At 32.1% G+C, this 19,538-nt stretch carries 15 protein-coding genes and 1 pseudogene; 11 read left to right on the plus strand and 5 right to left on the minus strand.

What is annotated here, in order from left to right:
• Nucleotides 1-267 precede the first annotated feature (267 nt).
• Together ACH2BG_RS04770 and ACH2BG_RS04775 are read right to left on the minus strand one after the other, a co-directional pair.
• Nucleotides 268-1,437, minus strand: coding sequence for a hypothetical protein (locus ACH2BG_RS04770; protein ID WP_395046579.1), 1,170 nt, complete (start codon nucleotides 1,435-1,437; stop codon nucleotides 268-270).
• 171 nt (nucleotides 1,438-1,608) lie between these two features.
• Entirely contained in the window at nucleotides 1,609-4,383 is a 2,775-nt protein-coding gene (locus ACH2BG_RS04775) for an outer membrane beta-barrel protein (protein WP_395046580.1), read from the minus strand.
• Nucleotides 4,384-4,564: 181 nt separating this feature from the next.
• Here ACH2BG_RS04775 and ACH2BG_RS04780 point away from each other — a divergent pair, with 181 nt between their 5' ends.
• The 8 genes from ACH2BG_RS04780 (at nucleotide 4,565) to phoU (ending at nucleotide 12,295) form a co-directional block, all read left to right on the plus strand.
• Entirely contained in the window at nucleotides 4,565-5,251 is a 687-nt protein-coding gene (locus ACH2BG_RS04780; protein ID WP_395046581.1) for a response regulator transcription factor, read from the plus strand.
• Nucleotides 5,251-6,309 carry a sensor histidine kinase gene (locus ACH2BG_RS04785; protein WP_395046582.1) on the plus strand — a complete coding sequence of 353 codons (1,059 nt, stop codon included), beginning with the start codon at nucleotides 5,251-5,253 and terminating at the stop codon, nucleotides 6,307-6,309. The genes ACH2BG_RS04780 and ACH2BG_RS04785 overlap by 1 nt, the downstream gene beginning before the upstream one ends.
• A 126-nt stretch (nucleotides 6,310-6,435) precedes the next feature.
• Nucleotides 6,436-7,764: a porin gene (locus ACH2BG_RS04790; protein WP_395046583.1), complete on the plus strand. Its 1,329-nt coding sequence runs from the start codon at nucleotides 6,436-6,438 to the stop codon at nucleotides 7,762-7,764.
• A gap of 25 nt (nucleotides 7,765-7,789) precedes the next feature.
• Nucleotides 7,790-8,623, plus strand: a complete 834-nt coding sequence (locus ACH2BG_RS04795) for a phosphate ABC transporter substrate-binding protein (protein WP_395046584.1) — start codon at nucleotides 7,790-7,792, stop codon at nucleotides 8,621-8,623.
• A 77-nt stretch (nucleotides 8,624-8,700) separates the two neighbouring features.
• Nucleotides 8,701-9,846 (plus strand): phosphate ABC transporter permease subunit PstC, encoded by a 1,146-nt coding sequence (gene pstC / locus ACH2BG_RS04800; RefSeq protein ID WP_395046585.1) that lies wholly within the window; start codon nucleotides 8,701-8,703, stop codon nucleotides 9,844-9,846.
• A 3-nt stretch (nucleotides 9,847-9,849) separates the two neighbouring features.
• Nucleotides 9,850-10,794 (plus strand): phosphate ABC transporter permease PstA, encoded by a 945-nt coding sequence (pstA, locus tag ACH2BG_RS04805; protein WP_395046586.1) that lies wholly within the window; start codon nucleotides 9,850-9,852, stop codon nucleotides 10,792-10,794.
• 26 nt (nucleotides 10,795-10,820) lie between these two features.
• On the plus strand, nucleotides 10,821-11,579 hold the full coding sequence (pstB, locus tag ACH2BG_RS04810) for a phosphate ABC transporter ATP-binding protein PstB (RefSeq protein ID WP_395046587.1): 759 nt from the start codon (nucleotides 10,821-10,823) through the stop codon (nucleotides 11,577-11,579).
• 53 nt (nucleotides 11,580-11,632) lie between these two features.
• Complete coding sequence (gene phoU, locus ACH2BG_RS04815) at nucleotides 11,633-12,295, plus strand: phosphate signaling complex protein PhoU (protein ID WP_395046588.1); 663 nt, start codon at nucleotides 11,633-11,635, stop codon at nucleotides 12,293-12,295.
• A 51-nt stretch (nucleotides 12,296-12,346) separates the two neighbouring features.
• On the opposite strand, the gene ACH2BG_RS04820 is transcribed toward phoU, so the two are convergent.
• Nucleotides 12,347-13,408 carry a glycosyltransferase gene (locus ACH2BG_RS04820; protein ID WP_395046589.1) on the minus strand — a complete coding sequence of 354 codons (1,062 nt, stop codon included), beginning with the start codon at nucleotides 13,406-13,408 and terminating at the stop codon, nucleotides 12,347-12,349.
• Nucleotides 13,409-14,233: a UDP-2,3-diacylglucosamine diphosphatase gene (locus ACH2BG_RS04825; protein WP_395046590.1), complete on the minus strand. Its 825-nt coding sequence runs from the start codon at nucleotides 14,231-14,233 to the stop codon at nucleotides 13,409-13,411. It lies immediately after the preceding gene.
• An 827-nt stretch (nucleotides 14,234-15,060) separates the two neighbouring features.
• Here ACH2BG_RS04825 and ACH2BG_RS04830 point away from each other — a divergent pair.
• The 3 genes from ACH2BG_RS04830 to ACH2BG_RS04840 all read left to right on the plus strand — a co-directional run bounded on the left by ACH2BG_RS04830 (nucleotide 15,061) and on the right by ACH2BG_RS04840 (nucleotide 18,999).
• Nucleotides 15,061-16,662 carry a PAS domain S-box protein gene (locus tag ACH2BG_RS04830; protein WP_395046591.1) on the plus strand — a complete coding sequence of 534 codons (1,602 nt, stop codon included), beginning with the start codon at nucleotides 15,061-15,063 and terminating at the stop codon, nucleotides 16,660-16,662.
• 79 nt (nucleotides 16,663-16,741) lie between these two features.
• Complete coding sequence (locus ACH2BG_RS04835) at nucleotides 16,742-17,185, plus strand: response regulator (RefSeq protein ID WP_395046592.1); 444 nt, start codon at nucleotides 16,742-16,744, stop codon at nucleotides 17,183-17,185.
• 38 nt (nucleotides 17,186-17,223) lie between these two features.
• A complete protein-coding gene (locus tag ACH2BG_RS04840; RefSeq protein WP_395046593.1) occupies nucleotides 17,224-18,999 on the plus strand; it encodes a response regulator in 1,776 nt (591 codons plus the stop codon).
• A 154-nt stretch (nucleotides 19,000-19,153) separates the two neighbouring features.
• On the opposite strand, the pseudogene ACH2BG_RS04845 reads toward ACH2BG_RS04840, so the two are convergent.
• A pseudogene (locus ACH2BG_RS04845) lies at nucleotides 19,154-19,538 on the minus strand (class I SAM-dependent methyltransferase); the annotation flags it as partial.

Genomic DNA, 19,538 nt, shown 5'->3' on the forward strand with positions numbered 1-19,538 from the left:
TTTTCATAGCTTTTGTCTTTAGGGTTAAACAATTACATTACGAATGTATTAAATAAATTTACAATAAAAAAACATTTGCTTAACAATTTCGTAACATTAATAAAAACTTAACATTGGAAATGATTTATTTGAAATAGTCTTTAGAAATCTTATGAGTTGTTGTTGGTTTTAGGAAATAAAAAAAACCATCAAAAAATTATTTTGATGGTTTGTATTTAAGGTATTAATGTAAATGAGTTTGCCTTTTAGAAGGACTAAGAAATTGTTTTATTGAATCAAACTTACACCACTTACAACAGTCCAAGCTCCAGTTGTAATTGAAGCTCCAGCTACTGTAGAGCTAATTGTGTAGTTTGCTGGAGCAAATGATGGACTAACTGTACCAGCTCCTGCAAATTGAGAAGTACCATCATTAATTTTTACATTAAGTAATTTAATCTTACCACTATTTACTTGATCAGTATTTGTATTTGCATCTTGAATACGTACTGCTGTAGCTCCTGATGTTGTATATCCTGAGATTACTATATTAGTGTATTCTCCATTTCCTTGTTTTTTGAATTGTATTGCATCATATTCGGCTGCTGATGTACCACCTTCGGTAACTGTTCCTGGAGCTCTTTTTAGAGTAATGTTTGAAACTACTGGCCAGAATGCATTGTTAACAGATTTTGCTTCGATTTCCATACCAAAATTTCCAGTTCCTACTTGGTAAGCGTACCAGTTTGTGCTGTTTTGTCCTTTCCAACCATCTTGCCAGTCAAAAGAGTCATCAGAATTTCCGTAAGAAATAGAATTTTTCAAACTTACTGTTCCTCCATAAAATTCGTAACCATCATCAGCTCCTTTATAAGAAACTAGATTTTCTAATACAGTACCAGAACCTACAGAATAAAATGAGAAACCATTCATTTCGCTTGTCCCGTCGGTAATTTTTTTACCAGCATATTCAACGCGAACATATTTTAAAGAACCACCGTTGTGTGCATCATTTGTACCACCATAAGGCAAAGCTAATCCGTCTTCGGAAGTTGCAGATGTAACACCAGCTGCTCCTACAATTGAAGCATCGCCATACATGATAATTCCTCCCCAAGATCCAGGTGTACTTGAAACTTCGGTACATACAATAGGTTCTGCAGCAGTACCATTCATGATTAATTTACCTCCGTTTAATACAACAAGTGCATCAACACCACTTGTGACATCGGCAGTAATGGTAGATCCGGCATCGAAAGTTAGTGTTACTCCATTTTGAATTTTCACAATACCTTTTAGAGTATAGCTTCCTTTTATAAAAGTTTTGCTTGTAGTTTGATCACCTGTAATTTCTCCGCTACCTGCTGGAGTTGTTGGAGTAACAGTTTCGTCATCACTTGATGTACAACCTGTAAAGATTAAGCTTAAAAAAGCTAAACTAAATACTAATTTTTTCATTGTGTTTGTTTTAATTTATCTGATACAAATTTATATGCAAGCTTTTCAATTTGTGTTATGGTAGTATTATAGTATGGTTATTATATAAAAAAGCAATTGTAAATACAATGTTAATTAAAATAGTAAAAGCGATCAAAATGACCGCTTTTACTATACTTAAGTTTTATTTTTTTAAAAAGTGTATCCAATGTTTAAAGAAAATCCAGTTCCTTTTTTATATTGTTTTAGCACTAAATCTGATTCGGTGATATTCACTTTACTTTCAGTTCCTAATTCTCTTTTGAAATATGGATTTAAAATATTATCTACTGAAAATTTTGCTTCAATATTTTTAGATAATTTGCTTGACCATACAAAATCTAATTTGCTGAATGGTTTTTCATAAATATGGTCTAACCCTGCCGTTCCTACTGCATATATTCTTTTCCCTGATATTCCATACACAACAGAAATGGTGTTTTTCATATCTTCATTAAACTGAAAATCATATTTTAAATCAGAATTAACCAACCAACTAGAAGCGCCTTGTAAATCTCTTTTAGAATTATTTTCTAAAGGGTTTTTAATCAAATCGACATTTACATTTGTTTTCATTAATGAAGTATTGAAACCCCATGAAAAATCATTTAATAAAGAACTTATTTTGTTTAGTTGTAATAAAATTTCTAATTCCGCTCCAAAAAGTGTGGCTTGTTTAGAGTTTTGGTAAGTAGTTATTTGCCCACCACTACTTGCTGTTGGAATAAATACTCTCTCTATTGGATTTGTAATTTGTTTTCCAAAAACACCTAAAGCTATCATTTCTTTTGAATTAGGAAATAATTCATATTTTAAATCAAAATTTAAGTTGTCACTGTTTTCGATATTAGGATTTCCTAATTCGACAGTTCCGTCAGGATTCACATATTGTATAGGTAAAACCTCGATTGATGTTGGTTTTGTAATTGTTTTTGATGATGCAAAGCGAATATTGTTTTTCTCGTTAAGTAAGTATTTAATATTTAACGAAGGTAATATGTCTAACTTTTCTTTGCTCAATTTTCGGTATTTGTCAGTAAATGAATCTCCAATATCTCTATACTTAATTTCGCGAATTGAACTTTCAATTCTTGCTCCTCCATTTATTTCCCATTTATCGGTAAAATTGAAAAAGACATTAGCATAACCCGCATTAACGGTTTGGTGTAGTTTCGATTTGTAATCGCCTGTAGATTCTTCTGTGAATTTTAATAAACCAGAATTTACATCGGCTGCAATGTTGCTGTTAATCTCATTAATATTTACAATAAAAGAAGTTGCTATCAACGGTTTTCCAAAAACAAATCGGTATGACGAAATCTCTTCATTACTAAAACCATTATATCCTATCGAAATTTTCTTTAATTTTCCGTCTTCTTTAAGTTTTAGGTTGTATTCTAACATACCTGAAAAATACCTGTCGCCTGATACGTCAAGAAATTGACGAATTAAATTGTTTCCACCATAAGTGGTTTTTATATCGGTTTCATTTATTTTTTCACCAGTTATAAATTTTCTATCAGGTTGTCCGAACGATGTTTTTACATAAGAAAAACCTCCTTTTGCGCTATGTTTTCCGTCTTCGGTAATATTGTAATTTGCCAAAACCTGATTGTTCCAATACTTAGATTCTTCAAATTGATTTCCTCTTATTAATATGTTTGGGTTTGTAGACAAACTGTTGGTATAACCCAACTGATCTTGTATAATACTTGATGTAGAACGTAATAAAAATGAGTTTAATGCGATACCAAACCTTTTCGATTTGTATCGTAAACCAACTAATCCCGAAAATGTGGTTGAATAATTATATTTTGTAGTATTAAAATTATTATCGTAGTTACCTTGTCCTTGATTAAATGTTCTGTCGATACCATTTTGAATCTGGTATTTATTATCACCATTAAACGAAAATATATAATTTAAACTTCTTTCGTTATTTAAGCTAAATTTTTCTGCATGTAAAAAGCTCAAACTACTATTTATAGGACTTGTTGTCTTAGTGGTGTTCCAAGAATTTTGTTTTGCAGATTCCTCGTATTGTGAGGCAGACTGTTTTATTCCAGACGGCACATTCCCAAATGCAGAAGGAAGTTTGCGGTCTTTTCCCAAAAACCCTAAAAATCCTTGCGTTGTATTTGCATCTTCAGAAATAAGAAAATCTTCATTATTATTACCAGTTGTGTAACCAAAACCAGTGCTTAATTTTGTAATACTAGTTCTTGGTTGTGCTGTTTCGATGTTTATGGTTGCTCCAGCAAAATCACCCGAAATGTTAGGATTGAAAGTTTTATAAACATTTAAAACCCCAACAATGTCTGTTGGAAACAAATCTAACGGAATTATTTTTTTGAAAGGACTGTTAGAAGGTGCTTGTAAGTCATTAATTAACAAATTGTTATATCGCTCTTCTAATCCACGAACAAAAAGCCCGCGAGATTCTACTTTACTAATTCCAGTAATTTTTGTCAATCCGGCTTCAACAGTACTAATACCTTTTCTTGACATTTCTTGTGCACCAATACTTTGCTTTATTTCTACAGCTTTTTTCTGATCAAGCAATAAGGCCGTTTCTTTCTCACGACTTGTTGTTGCTTTTATAACCACATCTTCCATTGTTACACTGCCAGAACCAATACTTTGGTTTATTGTTTTTTTCTCATTATCAGCAATACTAAATAATACCGATTTAGAGTCGTAACCAATAAAACTAAAAACAATTTCGTAATTTCCACTAGGAACATCAATAGTATATGCTCCATTTATATCAGTAGTTGTTCCTCCCGATAATCCTTTTATATTAACATTTGCAAAAGGAAGCGGCTCGTCTTTCAAATCTTTATCATAAACAAAACCAGATACGGTGCAGTTTTGAGCAAAAAGGCAAGTAGTAATTAGTAGAAGTAAAAATGTAATAGAAAATTTCATCGTAGTTGTATTTTTATTTTTTGCAAAGGAAACGCTGTTAAGTAAAGTGTGTGTTATTCAAATATTACGATTTTGTTTTATATGTGTTAACTTAATGTTACTATATTAAATTTATGTAATTTTGATTTTTTAGTTTAAAATATATTTACATTTACATCATAAAAAAAGCTAATTTTCAATAATGAAAAAAAAAGAAATAAGGATTTTACTTGTCGATGATGAACCAGATGTATTAGAAATTGTTGGTTATAATTTGTCGCAAGAAGGATATCAAATTTTTACCGCCGAAAACGGAAAAGAAGCAGTTCAGAGTGCAAAAAAACACAATCCACATCTTATTATTATGGATGTCATGATGCCAGAAATGGACGGGATGGAAGCTTGCGAAATTATTAGAAAAGTACCTGAGCTAAGTAATGTTATTATCACTTTTCTTACTGCTAGAAACGAAGATTATTCGCAAGTAGCAGGTTTTGATGCGGGCGCCGATGACTATATTGCCAAACCCATAAAACCAAAATTATTGGTTAGTAAAGTAAAAGCTTTATTAAGAAGATTAAAAGACGAAGAAAGCCCGAAAAGTGAAACACTAAATGTAGGGGAAATCGAAATAAATAGAGAAGAATACAAAATAATAAAAGACGGTGTTGAAATTATTTTACCTCGAAAAGAATTTGAACTATTTTATTTGTTAGCCTCAAAACCTGGAAAAGTTTTCAAAAGAGAAGAAATACTCGATAAAGTTTGGGGAACCGAAGTCGTAGTGGGCGGAAGAACCATCGATGTTCACATTAGAAAATTACGAGAAAAAATTGGCGACGAATATTTTAAAACCACAAAAGGGATAGGTTATAAATTTGAGGTATAATGAATCTTAATTTCAAAAAAACATACAAATTTGCGTTAGTATCAGCGCTCTATATAACACTTTTTGCAACAGGATTTGCTTCTTTATTGTGTTATTTTTTTATTAAAACAGAAATTAATAATTTAATTTTAGTTGTTTCAGTTTTTAGTGTTTCAATTTATGTTTTTGCTCTTTTTTCGATGCAGTATCGAACTGAAAAATTTATATACCAAAGAGTAAAAAAATTATACAACGAAATTTCATTTTTAGATTCAAATTCGATGTTAAATCAGCCTATAAATAGCGATTTATCTCAAATTACTACTCAAGTACAACAATTTGCAACGGATAAGAAACGAGAAATAGAAACACTAAATGATAGGGAAGAATTTAGAAGAGAGTTTCTAGGAAACGTTTCACACGAACTAAAAACACCTTTGTTTACCGTTCAAGGTTATATTTCGACCTTGTTAGACGGAGCGATGAAAGATAAAGTTATTCGTAAAAAATATCTAGAGCGCGCAGAAAAAGGAGTAGAGCGACTCATTTATATTGTAGAAGATTTAGATACAATTGCAAAATTAGAAATATCAGAAGGAAGAATCGAAATGACTAATTTTGATATTATAAGTCTAATACAAGGCGTATTTGATTTGCTTGAAATGAAAGCTAATAAAAAAGAAATCATGCTTTCTTTCGATTCTAAATATCATAAGCCTATTATGGTTTTAGGGAATTATGAAAAAATACAACAAGTAGTTACAAATCTAGTTGAGAATTCTATAAAATACGGAAAAATTGGTGGCTCGACCGAAATAGGAGTCGAAGAAGTTATTAGTAACAAAATCTTAATAAACATAAAAGACAACGGAGAAGGAATCGAAAAACAAAATATTTCACGCCTTTTCGAACGTTTTTATCGTGTCGACAAAAGTGGTGCTCGTTCCGAAGGAGGTTCAGGACTAGGACTAGCTATCGTAAAACACATTATCGAAGCACATAATGAAAGGATATATGTAGAGAGTAAATTTCGTGTAGGATCCGAATTTTCATTCACACTTCAAAAATCAAATAACTAAAAATAAACCCTTTGTTTACAAGGGCTAAACCTTCGTAACATTAAATTTATATACACTTAATGTTTAATTAACAATATCTTAACATTAGCGATTCATCTTTGTAGCACAAAACAGCACAACTACAAGATGAAAAAACTAGTATTACTATCATTAATGGCTTATTCTTCCTCAATTAAAGCCCAAGAAGTAGTAAATGACACCATTAAAAAAGAGATTTCTATCGATTCTCTTAAGCAAAGTTTAGATGAACACACCATGAAATTTGGTGATATCGACGAAAGATTAGCCACAATAGAAAGCGATTTAGGAAAGCTTACAAGGATTAAATTATCAGGTTATATTCAGGCGCAATATGACATGTATGATTTTCAAGGTGACAAAGGACCAGTAGGAACCACAGCAGCTCCAGTAACAAACTCTTTTTATATAAGAAGAGCAAGAATAAAATTTACTTACGAAACACTAGAAGGAGTCAAATTTGTATTACAACCAGATTATGCTTTCGATAAAGTTTCTGTAAAAGATGCTTATGTGGTTTTAAATGATCGTTGGACACAAACTTATTCATTAACAGTAGGGCAGTTTAACAGGACTTCTTACGAAGTAGAATTTTCTTCGAACACTAGAGAAGCTCTAGAAAGAACGAGAGTAACTAATACAATTTACCCAAACGAAAGAGATTTAGGAGCAAAACTAGAAGCAAACTTTGATACAAAATATCTTATTCCTATAAAATTTCAATTGGCAGTTTTCAATGGTAACTTTAGTTTAGGATCTACCGCTAATCAGGTTAGAGATATAGACAGTAATAAAGACATAATGGCAAGATTAGTATATTCAATAAAAATGCCAAACAAAGGTTTGGGAATAGATATTGGTGGTCACGGTTATTTTGGTTCTACCAAAGTTTTGCCGCAACCAGTTACCACGCCAGTGACTCCGCCGTCTGTGTTTTTAGATGTAAACAACAATCCTTTTACACCCGAAGTAGGAGCAACTCTTAAGAAAGATTGGTATGGTGCAGAAACCCAAATTTATTATGATTTTTTTGGAGGAACCTCTCTAAAAGCAGAATATATTGCTGGAACAATATCTGGATCTACAAATCCGTTAGAAACCTATACGGCCTTTGCTGCTAATAAAGTAAGAGAATTTAGCGGTTTTTATCTTTCATTTATGAAAAACATAGGAAAAAGCCATCAAGCCATCGTAAGATTTGATCAGTACGATCCCAACACAAAATTATCAGGATTTGATGTAAACAGAACAGATGATATAAAATACAGTACTTGGAATTTCGGATGGCAATATTTTTATGATGAAAATGTAAAAATTGTATTAGGTTATAATATGCCAATAAACGAAAAAAGTGATAGAATAGGAGGAGATCACGGAACTGACAGAAAAGACAAAAAAGACAATATTTTCTCAATTAGATTACAAGCTAAATTTTAATTAATTAACAATAAATAAGAACAAAATGAAAACAACAAAAATGAAAGTAGCGGCACTGTTAATAACCGTTATGATGATAGGATTTTCGTTTACAACAATCGATAAGATTACTGTAAAAGGTTCAGACACGATGGTGATTTTAGCTCAAAAATGGGCTGAGGTTTATATGTCAAAAAACCCTTCAACCTCAATTCAGGTAACAGGTGGTGGTTCAGGAGTTGGAATATCAGCTTTAATAAACGGTTCTACCGAAATTGCTAATTCAAGTCGCCCAATAAAACCATCTGAGGTAGAAAAAATCAAAGCCAGATACGGAACTCTTGGAGTAGAAATTCCTTGTGCAAAAGACGGTATTTCTATTTACCTAAACAAAGCAAACGGAGTTGACGAATTAACTTTAAAACAAATTGCCGATATTTATACTGGTAAAATAAAAAACTGGAAAGAAGTAGGTGGAGCAGATGCAAATATCAAACTATATGGTCGTGAGAGCAGTTCAGGAACATTTATTTACTTTAAAGATTATGTAATAAAGAAAGATTATGCAATTACATGCCAGAGTTTGCCAGGAACCGCAGCTATTGTAAATGCAATCAAAAAAGATAAGTACGGAATTGGTTACGGTGGTGCAGCTTATGATACTGGTGTAAAAGATTGTAAAGTAAAAAAAGACGCCAACAGTCCAGCTTATTTGCCAACTGCCGAAACTATCAAAAACAAAACATATCCAATTACAAGATACTTGTATATGTATTTAGGTTCAAGACCAACAGGTTCTACTAAGAAATACATAGATTGGATTCTAAGCGCAGAAGGTCAAAAAATATGTACTCAAGTTGGATATTTTCCAGTAAAATAATAATTCAACACATCTCCATTACACAAAAGGAGATGTGTTTTTTTTATAAACTAATTATGAATTCAAAATTCAAATAAATGGCTTCAAATATTCCAGAAAACAATAATTTCACTCGCGAAAATTTGAAAAAACAATTCAGACTTTCTGAGTTTTTAGCCGAAAAAATAATTTCGTCAATTGCTTATATGTCAATTGGAATTATTGTATTGATTTTTATTTTCGTTTTCAAAGAGTCGTTGCCAATATTTAATTTTGGGGCAAATGATAAAGCAAAAACTGAAATCTCTAATTCAGATAATTTAAAACCTGAAGTTTATGGGTCTGAAACTATCGAAGAATTAAAGCCCGAAGTTTATGGTGCAGAAACTACGGAAGAATTAAAACCGGAAACTTATGGCGATTTTGTTGCTGATCAAGAACAACCAACCGAAGAAATTAAGGAAACCAACAAAGAAGGAGAAGATAGCACTTGGAATACATTTTTAACAACGGAATGGGTTCCTGTTTCTGAGAATCCACGATTTGGGTTAATTGCTTTACTTATAGGAACACTAAAAGTTACCATAATTGCTATGTTGTTTGCTGGACCATTAGGCGTTTTAGCAGCGATTTATACATCAACTTTCGCTTCAAAAAGAGCTAAAGAAATTATAAAACCAATTATCGAATTATTAGCGGCATTTCCATCAGTAGTTATTGGTTTTTTTGCTTTAATGATTTTAGCAACATTCTTTCAAGATGTTTTTGGTTATGAAACTAGGTTAAATGGTTTTGTAGGTGGTGTCGCTATGGCACTTGCCGCCATTCCAATTATTTATACAATCTCCGAAGATGCACTTTCGGCAGTTCCTAAAACCTATACCGAAGCCAGTTTAGCTTTAGGCGCAAGTAAATGGCAAACAGCATTTTTTGTTACTTTGCCAGCAGCTGTTCCAGGTATTTTTGCTGCCATTTTATTAGGAATTGGTAGGGTTTTTGGCGAAACCATGATTGCTTTGATGGCAACAGGAAACGCAGCATTAAATTCTGCAAATCCTTTTGAAAGTGTACGAACATTTGCAGCAACAATTGGATCAGAAATGGCAGAAACTGTTTTTGGAGATACACATTACAGCGTATTATTTTTCATAGGTTCATTACTTTTCATTTTCTCTTTCGGATTAAATGCATTGGCCGAATTTTATGTGAAGGGAAAATTAATTAAGAAAATTCAAGGTAAATAAATCATGAATACAACTACAACTGAAGAAAAAAGCTTGTTTTTTTCAAGCAATACTAAATCCTCCGAATTAAAAGGAAGATTGATAGTTGGTTCGACACTAGCTGCGGTGATTCTCATTATTGCCGTTTTGTTTCTCATTATTGCGATTATTGTTTACAATGGTTGGGATATGTTTTCTTGGGAATTTATCAGTTCTTTTCCAACAGATGGTATGACAAAAGGTGGAATTCTTCCAGCTATTATTGGTACATTTATCTTGGTCATTGTCATGTCGCTTGCCGCAGTTCCTTTCGGAACGATAACAGCACTTTATTTGACAGAGTATGCCGCAGAAAATTCAAAATTTGCAGCAGCTGTGAGGTTTTCGGTTAGAACATTAGCAGTTGTGCCTTCAATTATTTTCGGATTATTCGGATTGGGTTTCTTTATACAATTTATAGGAACAGGAATAGATAAAACTTTCAATGCAGGGCAATTACATTGGGGACAACCTAATATTTTATGGGCGAGTCTAACCATGGCATTGTTAACCTTGCCAGTTATTATAGTTTCGGTCGAAGAAGCTTTAAAAACAGTTCCTAGAGAATTACGCGAAGCGAGTTTAGCCTTGGGAGCTACAAAATGGCAAACCATAAGAAAAGTAGTCTTACCAGAATCGGTTTCTGGAATTATGACAGGAACAATCCTTGCAGTGAGTAGAGGAGCTGGAGAAGTAGCGCCTATTTTGTTCACAGGAGCAGCATATTATTTAGCTACGTTACCAAAATCTGTCAGTGATCAGTTTATGAACTTAGGATATCACATTTATATCATGTCGACACAATCGTCCGATGTCGAAAAAACAATGCCCATTCAATTTGCAACAACATTGGTTTTGTTAATGCTTACGATATCGTTAAATATTGTGGCAGTAATAATCCGTTCAAGAATTAGAAGAAAGAAAATCTAAGTTATTTTCAAAAAAATACAATAGAAATGAAAGACATAAAAATAGAAGTAAATAAATTATCTTTATACTACGGTGAGAAATTAGCATTAAATGAAATTTCGATGCAAATCCCTCGAAATAAAGTTACCGCATTAATCGGACCTTCAGGCTGCGGAAAATCGACATTCTTAAGAAGTATCAATAGAATGAACGATTTGATTCCAGGCGTAAAAATCACGGGAGAAATGCTAGTGGAAGGCGTTAATATTTATGACAAAGATGTTGATGTTGTTAATATTAGAAAAAAAATCGGAATGGTTTTTCAAAAATCAAATCCGTTTCCAAAGTCTATTTATGAGAATATCGCTTACGGGCCAAAAATAAATGGAATAAAAGACAAAAAACAACTAGACGAAATCGTGGAAACATCATTGCGTCAAGCTGCAATTTGGGATGAGGTAAAAGACAGATTAGGAGATTCGGCAATGGGACTTTCTGGCGGACAACAACAACGTTTGTGTATCGCAAGAACATTGGCAGTAAGCCCAGATATTGTATTGATGGACGAACCTGCGAGTGCACTTGATCCAATTTCTACTTCAAAAATTGAAGAATTAGTACATCAATTAAAAGAGCAATACACCATAATTATTGTGACACATAATATGCAGCAAGCAGCGAGAACAAGCGATTATACTGCTTTCTTTTATTTGGGAGAATTGATAGAGATGGATAAAACAAAATCTATTTTTACCAAACCATCAAAAAAGCAAACAGAAGATTATATAACAGGACGATTTGGATAAGATAATGAATGAATTCAAAAATCTAAAATCTAAAATCTAAAATCTAAAATCATATGGCATCATTACTTGAAATAGAATTAGCAAAACTAAAAAACACAATCATAAAAATTGGTATTTTATCAGAAAATCAAATTATAGAAGCGATGAAATCTTTGCTCTCTGATCCAAATACAACGGATAAAAAACTTAAAAAAAATGAAAATAAAATTGACAAATTAGATGTAAAAATCGACGAGATTTGTCAAAATATTTTTGCTTTGCAACAACCTGTAGCATCGGATTTACGATTTATTATGTCGGCAATGCAAATTTCTAGTGAAATCGAACGCATAGGGGATTTAGCTATTAGTGTGATAAAAAATTCTAAAAGTGTTAAAGAAAAATATGATTTGGTTGTGAGATTTAATGTAGCATCAATCACAAAAAATGTTGAAGCAATTACCGAAAAAACCAACGAATGTTTCGAAACGCAACAAGAAAAAACAATCGAAGAAATTTTTGCTTTAAATAAATTAATTCGTGTTGCAACCGAAAAAGTAATTGAAGAAATTGTTGTCGAAATGAAAGTAAATCCAAAAGCGGTTGGTTCTGGAACCAATTTAATATTGGCTCTAAAACATCTGGAACGCATTGGCGAACATTGCACAAACATTGCAGAATCTATCTATTTTGTAATTAATGCAAAAACAATTAAGCACGAAAAAACTAAATTTTAGAAGATATATTTATAGTTTGAAACTGACTTTTAGCAATAAAAGTCAGTTTTTTTATTTCTTCGTTTTTTCGAAAACCTCAAAAAGAACTTTCCAATCTATTTTAGTGTTAAAGTCCTTTAATCCTTTGTATAACTCTACTTTTAATAATTTTTCAACTTTAAATTTCTCTTGTTTGCAATAAGGAACCAAACCTTCTTGTTTGTATTTTTTAGCCAAATATTCTTGTTCATATTGCCCAGGCGTTGGAATAAAAAACGCTTTCTTTTCCAATTGCGCTAAATCCATCACAGTTGTGTAGCCAGAACGACACAAAATAAGTTCACTTTCGTTAAAAGAATTTTCAAGCTCTTCGGAATTCATATAATTATAAAAAGTGATTTCATTTTTAGTTTCAACAATTTGTTTTGCTTCGATTTTGCCTTTTATAAAAATAATTTTACCAACATAATTTTCTAATTCTACGATTAGTTTTTCTTCTAAAAAAGTACGTTGAGGTTCTGGTCCAGACAAAATAACCATCAGATCGTATTTTTTTTCCAACGGTTTTTTGTGTAATCTACTTAGCGGTCCAATATATTTTACGGTTTTAATATCATCTTCTAAATGTCCTAATTCTCCAGTAAGATTGGGAATGGTATTTACATCAGGAACCCAACATTCATCATACTTTTTTATAATATATTGGTGCATTTTGCTGGTAAGCCAAGTAGTATTTCCTGTCATCACATTTAGTTGGTGTGTGATAAAAACAGACGGAATTTTCTTGTTTCGAACGCCCAATCTATTGTCGGAAATTATGCCAGAAATGTTATGTTCTTTTATTATTTTATTGATGCGCTTTTTTTCCGAAAGGATAGCGCCTACCATTTTTGGGCTATTGGCTAACATCTTTAGTTTAAAAAACATTCCGTTTTTCGGATACTCGATATGATAAGATGGTAATGCTATCGATTGAAGCTGCGGAAATTCTTTGCGTAAAATTTCTAAAGCCACACCATCAGAAGCTAAAACAGGAGTGAAACCTTCAGTTTCTAATGCTCTAATTATTGGAATGCATCGTGTGGCGTGACCCAAACCCCAATTGAGTGGTGCGACGAGAATGTTTTTACTCATTTATTTTTTTAATAGTGTGATAAATTGTTTTGCAAGCTCATTTTCATATTCAAAATGCATTTCTTCATCTTCTTTTAATTCTTCATTTAGATCATGTTTGTAAATCTTCCATTTTTTATTATTGTATTCTAATGCAGTTAAGTTTTCTATCCAATCACCAGAATTCAAATACATTGTGCTGCCTTTTTCGGTTATAATTTGTTCTATTTTTGGCTCGTGTATGTGTCCGCAAATTACATAATCATAATTGTTTTCGATGGCCAAATCAGTGCAAACATTTTCAAAATTAGTAATAAATTTCACAGCCGATTTCACATTATCCTTTATCTTTTTGGATAACGAATAGGGTTCTTTGTTAAATCTTGCTAAAATCCAATTTAAAAAACGGTTTATCAAAATTAACGAATCGTAACCCCAGCCGCCTAGTTTTGCTAGCCATTTTGCATGATTTATAGAAGCATCGAAAACATCACCATGAAAAATCCAAGCCTTTTTACCGTCTAAATTAAGAACTAATTTGTTAAGTAAACTAATGTTTCCAAGGTGTAAATCGGTAAATTTTCTTAAAAATTCGTCGTGGTTTCCAGTCAAATAATACACTTTTGTGCCTTTTGTACTAAACGAAATTAGTTTTTTAATCACTTTTAGATGACTAGCAGGGAAATATGATTTTCTAAATTGCCAAATGTCTATAATATCTCCATTTAGAATTAATATTTTCGGCTTTACGGAAGATAAATATTGTAATAATTCTTTTGCATGACAGCCAAAAGTTCCTAAATGTACATCGGAAATAACAACAACTTCTACTTTTCTTTTTTTCAAAATAAAAATATTTTATGCAAAGACAAGGATTTTTCATAATGTAAACGTTACTGAAACATTATCATAAGTTTATATCTATTGTGTTGCTTGCACTTTTGTTTTCATTCCTTTTAGATTTACATTTCAGCTCTCCATTTATGTAATTCAGCTCGATATGAATATAAGTAAGACCAGAATAAATATAAATTGGCTAGGTAGTTTTATGTTTGGCTTGTCATATTTATATTTTATTATTTCTCTTTCTTGGTGAATTCTATTTCTTTTACTTGTGCAAATTGTAGACTTGTTGCTCCTAAAACTGATTTGATGTATTTTTTTACTTTGGTTACGATGTCAAACAATCTTGTATCTTTAGGTATAATATATAGTTTATTGCAATTCTTGAATTGCTTATAATTGGTATACGGTGTTGCTACTCGATTATTTTTAGCGGTTAGGTCGGCTTGTTTTGTGGAAAGCGAGGCAATTGCTAAATTGGTTTCGTTTGGCGCGTAACTTAGTAATAATTGTAAAACAGATGTTAGACCACATAATTGTTGTGTTTTTTGGTCGTATGATAGCTGACTTGTTGAGATTGTTTATAGTTCTGGTTATAAATAAGTTAGAAATAAAAACAATGCTTTTAAATAATTAGGTTCATTTTTCATTTTAATTAATTAAATCAGTACCTTTAAGAATCGTAACCATTTATAAAATACGAGTAAGTTACTTATTAACAATTAGTTAATAGATAATTTGAAACGACAAGTTATTTATTTTAAATTCAGAATTGGTAGTTTAAATATGTTATCGCCAAGATTAACGTCTGAACTAAATGAGGGAATAAAATGACAACAAAATTAAAAATCCGCAATGTAAATCACAATAATTATGCCCGTAGTTTGATAGAAGCCAGTTTAGATCCACTGGTTACCATCAGTCCGGAAGGAAAGATAACGGATGTGAACGAGGCATCAGTAAAAGTTACTGGTGTTCCGCGTGAAAAATTGATTGATACAGACTTCTCAAATTATTTTACAGATCCAAAAAAAGCCCAAGAAGGTTATCTTCAGGTTTTTGAAAAAAGTTTTGTATCGGATTATCCATTAACCATAAAACACAAAAATGGGAATTTAACAGATGTACTTTACAATGCTTCCGTTTATAAAGACGATAAAGGAAATGTGCTTGGCGTTTTCGCCGCAGCACGTGATGTTACGGAACAAAAATGGGCAATTGAGTTAAGAAAGGTCAATAAAGAACTTGCTTTTCAAAATCTTGAAAATGAAAAAAGAGCTGCTGAATTAAGCATTGCAAACGAGGAACGCCGGAAAACTAATGAGTATTTGGAAAATTTGATCGATTCTGCAAGTGTCCCAATTATTGTATGGAACAGGAATTATAAAATCACAAGGTTCAACAAAGCTTTCGAAAACATTACAGGGAGAACTGAAAAGGAAGTTATAGACGAATCTTTGGAAATTCTCTTTCCACCTGCTTCTGTCGATAATTCAATGAATCTTATTAAGAAAACACTTAAGGGTGAGCAGATGGAGGTTGAAGAAATCAATATCGCTCACATCGATGGCTCTGTAAGAATAATTCTTTGGAATTCAGCAAGTATAATGTCATCAGACGGAAAAACACTGATTGCGACTATCGCTCAGGGCAATGATATCACACTGAGAAAACAAGCAGAAGAAGTAATCAAAAAAATGAATATAAATTTAGAGAAGCGAGTTATCGAACGAACCTCTCAGCTTGAATCTGCAAATAAAGAATTGGAGGCGTTCAGTTATTCTGTTTCTCACGATTTACGCGCTCCTCTAAGACACATTGGGGGGTTCGTTGATTTACTGATTAAAAATAATTCTGCTCAGCTCAATGAAAGCGGATTAAGGTATTTGAGCATCATTTCAGAATCGTCTAACGAAATGGGGAATCTGATTGATGCCTTATTAACCTTTTCTAGATTGGGAAGGTCTGAATTGCAAGGTACCAAAATTAAAACAAAAACAATAGTCAACCATGTTTTAAAAACTTTTACCCGTGAATTGGCAGGAAGAAATGTTGAGATAAAAGTAGCAGAACTTCCGGATTCATGGGGCGACGAAAATTTACTCAATCAAGTATGGATAAATTTAATTTCAAACGCGTTGAAATATTCACGTAACCTTGATAAAGCCGTCATAGAAATTGGAGGTAAAATGGAGGGTGAAAAAGCAATATTTTACATAAAAGACAATGGTGTAGGATTTGATATGAAGTATGCAGATAAACTATTTTGCGTTTTTCAGCGTCTACATAAAGCTAAAGATTTTGAAGGAATTGGCATTGGCCTAGCCAATGTGAACAGAATTGTTATGAGACATGGCGGAAATTGCTGGGCAGAAAGTGAAGTTGGCAAAGGCGCCACATTTTTCTTTAGTATTCTAATAAAGAACAGTTAATAAACAAAAATCATATAAAGAGTGTTGATGGATAAGAAGATCAAACTATTGTCGAAATATAAAAATAAAACATGTACACATGAAAACAGAAATAAAACGAATCCTTATTGTAGACGATAGTCCTAAAGATGTAGAGCTTGCTATCGCAGCTCTTTCTGAAAATAATATGGCAAACGAAATTATTGTTGCTGAAGATGGTGAAGAGGCTTTGGATTACCTTTATAAACGCGGTAAATTCATAGATCAGCACGGCTTTCCCGCAGTTATCCTCTTAGATATAAAAATGCCTAAAATGAACGGAATTGAAGTGCTTAGGCACATTCGCAATGATCCCAAATTTAAGTTAATCCCTGTAATTATGGTAACCTCTTCGGGTGAGGAAAAAGATCTGGTTGAGAGTTATAAGTTAGGTGCAAATTCCTATGTGGTAAAGCCCGTTGATTTTAACCAGTTCATGGAAGCCATAAAAATTTTAGGCCAGTATTGGGCGATTGTTAATCAATCTCCTCCAATAATTTTATAATTAATTCTACTTGTAAGACAACTTATAAAAATTCCGAAATGGATCATAAAATAAAAATACTGCACCTAGAAGATTCTATAAATGATTCTGAGTTAATACACGCAATTATTGAAAATAGCGGTATTGAAAATGATTATTATTGGGTAGAAAATAAAAATGATTTTATTCGTTTTTTAAAGACTAAAAAGACTGATATTATCCTGGCTGATTATACTATCCCTGGTTATCAGGGAAGTGAGGCCTTGGAAATTGCAAAAAAAAACTATAGTCACATACCCTTCATTTTTGTTTCAGGAACCATTGGCGAAGATAGGGCAATTGATGCAATGGTAAACGGGGCAACAGATTATGTTCTTAAAAACAAACTTGAACGTCTGATCCCTGCAATTAAAAGAGCCTTAAAGGAATATGAGCTTGAGGCAAAGCGAAAAAAAGATGAATTAGAACTAAAAGAAAAAAATGCGCTCATTGAAGCCCAAAATGAAGAAAAAGAAAAACGAGCCAATGAATTATTAATAGCCAACAAAGAGCTTACTTTTCAAAACAAGGAAAAAGAAAAACTGGCAGCAGAATTGGTTATTGCCAACAAAGAACTTGCTTTTCAAAATCAGGAAAAAGAAAAACGTGCAGCGGAGTTGGTTATTGCCAAAGAACGTGCTGAAGAAAGTGACCGTTTGAAATCAGCTTTTTTAGCGAATATGAGCCACGAAATTCGTACGCCCATGAATGGCATTTTAGGCTTTGCTGAATTATTGAAAGGTCCTGGATTAACGATTGAAGAACAGCAAGAATACATTGAGATAATTGATAAAAGTGGCAAAAGAATGCTAAATATAATCAACGATATTATTGATCTTTCAAAGATAGAATCTGGTTTAATGAAAATGAATATCAAGGATTCGAATATAAACGAGCAAGTAGAATATATTTATACTTTTTTCAAACCAGAAGTCGAAGCCAAAGGAATGCAACTTTTCTTCAACAACTCATTACCAGCAAAAGAATCCATCATTAAAACTGACCGTGAAAAACTGTTTTCAATCCTTTCAAACCTTATTAAAAATGCAATTAAATACTCGAACGAGGGTTCCATAGAAATTGGATATATTTTAAAAACGGGAAGTGAATCCACGATTCAGTGTATAAAAAAAGAATTGGAGTTTTTTGTAAAAGATACAGGTATTGGAATTCCAAAAGATAGGCGGGAAGCTGTATTTGAGCGATTTGTTCAAGCTGATATTGAAGACATACATGCAATGCAAGGAGCGGGACTTGGTTTGTCAATTACTAAAGCATATTTAGAAATGCTTGGAGGTAAAATATGGTTAGAAAGTGAAGAAGGAAAAGGAAGCACTTTTTACTTTACTATTCCTTACAACAACAAGTTGGAAGAAAAAATAGTTGCTGAAAACCTTGTCATTGACAATGAAATAGTAGTTCATCTAAAAAAGATAAAAATTCTAATTGCTGAAGACGACCAAACATCAAAACTTTTTATTAATAAAGCGATTCAGCCCTTTGGTAAAGAAATTATAAATGTAAGTAATGGTGCCGATGCCGTTGAAGCTTGCCATAATAATAAAGATATTGATTTAGTACTGATGGATATTAAAATGCCTATCATGGAGGGAAATGAAGCTTTACGGGAAATCCGTCAATTTAACAAAGAAGTTGTTATTATTGCTCAAACAGCTTATGGATTAAATGGTGATAGGGAAAAATATTTGGATGCAGGATTCAATGATTATATAACAAAACCAATTAACAGAACTGAACTAGAATTACTACTACATAAGTATTTCCATAAATCATAAAAAGTTAACCCATTAATTTTCTTTTAATAGTGTATTAACCATTCAATTTCAACTGTAGCTTGTGTCAGGAAGAAGAGACAAATCAGCAATGACGATTTTTTTTGATTGGTTTGTAGTTTTGCACTTAACGATGTAATAGCTTTTTGATGTTCGGTTATTTTTCTGCTATTATAATAGTATGTATTTCTTCTGTTTTATCATTTTTCTCATAACTTTTTCTTATCAAATCCTGCTTTTCAAAATTGTTGAGTTTTAATTGATTTGTTAAGTTTTCTAAACTGTGATAATAAAAATAAGTTCTGTCTCCGGTACTACCTTTCTGATAACCTGATTTATCTTTTTCACCTTCTACAAAACTTAAATATAATTTCCCGTTTTCATTTAATAAATTTTTACAATCAATTATGAATTTCTGAACATCCAATTCGGATAAATAGGGCAAACAAAATCCACAAACAATTGCATCAAATTTATTCTTTATATTTTCAATTTCTCTACTGTCAATTACTTCAAACATTGCGTTAGGACAATTTGTTTTT

This window comes from Flavobacterium sp. (assembly GCF_043779715.1).
Lineage (GTDB): Bacteria > Bacteroidota > Bacteroidia > Flavobacteriales > Flavobacteriaceae > Flavobacterium.

Coding starts and splice junctions, on each gene's coding strand:
- ACH2BG_RS04770 (WP_395046579.1), bottom strand. CDS start 1,437: ATGAAAAAATTAGTATTTAGTTTAGCTTTTTTAAGCTTAATCTTTACA.
- ACH2BG_RS04775 (WP_395046580.1), bottom strand. CDS start 4,383: ATGAAATTTTCTATTACATTTTTACTTCTACTAATTACTACTTGCCTT.
- ACH2BG_RS04780 (WP_395046581.1), top strand. CDS start 4,565: ATGAAAAAAAAAGAAATAAGGATTTTACTTGTCGATGATGAACCAGAT.
- ACH2BG_RS04785 (WP_395046582.1), top strand. CDS start 5,251: ATGAATCTTAATTTCAAAAAAACATACAAATTTGCGTTAGTATCAGCG.
- ACH2BG_RS04790 (WP_395046583.1), top strand. CDS start 6,436: ATGAAAAAACTAGTATTACTATCATTAATGGCTTATTCTTCCTCAATT.
- ACH2BG_RS04795 (WP_395046584.1), top strand. CDS start 7,790: ATGAAAACAACAAAAATGAAAGTAGCGGCACTGTTAATAACCGTTATG.
- pstC (WP_395046585.1), top strand. CDS start 8,701: ATGGCTTCAAATATTCCAGAAAACAATAATTTCACTCGCGAAAATTTG.
- pstA (WP_395046586.1), top strand. CDS start 9,850: ATGAATACAACTACAACTGAAGAAAAAAGCTTGTTTTTTTCAAGCAAT.
- pstB (WP_395046587.1), top strand. CDS start 10,821: ATGAAAGACATAAAAATAGAAGTAAATAAATTATCTTTATACTACGGT.
- phoU (WP_395046588.1), top strand. CDS start 11,633: ATGGCATCATTACTTGAAATAGAATTAGCAAAACTAAAAAACACAATC.
- ACH2BG_RS04820 (WP_395046589.1), bottom strand. CDS start 13,408: ATGAGTAAAAACATTCTCGTCGCACCACTCAATTGGGGTTTGGGTCAC.
- ACH2BG_RS04830 (WP_395046591.1), top strand. CDS start 15,061: ATGACAACAAAATTAAAAATCCGCAATGTAAATCACAATAATTATGCC.
- ACH2BG_RS04835 (WP_395046592.1), top strand. CDS start 16,742: ATGAAAACAGAAATAAAACGAATCCTTATTGTAGACGATAGTCCTAAA.
- ACH2BG_RS04840 (WP_395046593.1), top strand. CDS start 17,224: ATGGATCATAAAATAAAAATACTGCACCTAGAAGATTCTATAAATGAT.